Below are 1,394 nucleotides of genomic sequence, written 5' to 3'. Positions count from 1 at the left end.
AACGGAACCGGATACCCGGTGCCCGTCGACCAGGTCAACCCGAACTCGTTCGGCACCGACTACGTCGTGATCAAGCTGAACGCAGATGCCGACCTCCGGTCGAACGGTCCGGGCGCGCGGATCGACGGCATCGGCGTGGCCAACCCCGGCCTGTTCACCAACATGTGCAAGGACGGGATCGGCTCGGGCATCACTTGCGGGATCGTCGTCGGCGACAGCCCCACGCGGATCTTCACCGCTGGATTATCGACTGGCGGCGATTCGGGTGGTCCTTTGTTCGCCGCGGGTACGACCAAGATCAGCGGCTATGTGCGCGGCATTGCTGCCAGCGGAACGTCGTTCGAGTACGTGAAGTTCTCGGCGGTGCTCAACGAGATCAACTCCCCGGGTAGCCCCCTCCCTGAGGGTAAGGGCTTCAGCCCGGTCAACAACTGAACACATGCGACAGCGGGCCAGCGATCAAGTCGACTGCTGGCCCGCTGTCGCTCTGGAGTCAGTCGACCGGCACGCCGAGTAACGAAAGAATGTAGACGAGCGGCGCGTACGGTCCCCAAAAAGCCCAAGCCGTTGCTCCCATTTGACTCACCTCCAATCAGGGGCAGTGTCCGCCGAGGTCGCACGGGATCACGGCCCAGATCGGGCGCCGACACTCCCACTGCAATAGGAGTCCCCGCATCCAGCCACTTGAATCACTAACGTCCCTGAAGGGGGCTCCCGATCGTCCGACCCTGTCAGGTCAGGCTAGACCCCGGAAGTGGCCGAACGGAAGGTTCGAAGGGACATTCAATCCACCTACCGGTGGAAACAGCTATCAACGCGGCTTCGGATCNGCTTCGGATCGAACTTCTGACCCCAAATACTGTCTCGCCATCACCGTCACCCCGACGTCCGCGTACCGACTATCCAAATGCAGCAGACGGCATACAGAAGAACGCCTTCAACGTCGTCCGCTGAAACAACACCCGCACCACTGTCACCTTTTCGAACACGCCCACCTCGACCCCGGTGTGTCGACCCTGAGGCGACGGCGGCGTAGTTACGAGAGTGGTCGACACCAACAGGTCCGCCGAATCACATCGACACTGGACATTGGACACGCTCAAACCCGGTCTACAAGATGTCGACTTTCACTGCCTTCGGCTCGTCGAATGTCCTGATCACGGGGTGATCGGGCCAGCGTTCGGTCCAGTGGTCGGTGTTGATCACTGCGCTGCCCTCAATGGCGGTACCCCGGCGGCGAGGGTGTCGTCGACGGTGGCCCAGCGGAGTTGTCCGCTCTCGTCCCGGATCTCCAGGGTTCCGGTGCGTTGTTGGAATCCTTTGCCGGCGGCCGCGATGTCGAGTCGAACGCCTGTCACACGCCCCCTCCCCGCTGACAATCCCGTGTATCTGGC

The 1,394-nt window shown here is 62.1% G+C and carries 2 pseudogenes; one reads left to right on the top strand and one right to left on the bottom strand.

Annotation, left to right across the window (positions count from 1 at the left end):
* A pseudogene (locus tag ATN37_RS17145) lies at positions 1–435 on the top strand (S1 family peptidase); the annotation flags it as partial.
* 767 nt (positions 436–1,202) lie between these two features.
* Here the strand turns inward: ATN37_RS17145 and ATN37_RS17140 are convergent.
* Positions 1,203–1,394, bottom strand: a pseudogene (locus ATN37_RS17140) (hypothetical protein); the annotation flags it as partial.

The organism is Rhodococcus sp. MH15 (assembly GCF_019266045.1).
GTDB classification, from domain to species: Bacteria; Actinomycetota; Actinomycetes; order Mycobacteriales; family Mycobacteriaceae; genus Rhodococcus_F; species Rhodococcus_F qingshengii.
The sequence above is the reverse complement of the archived record's forward strand: the minus strand, read 5'-3'. Positions and strand labels throughout refer to the sequence as shown.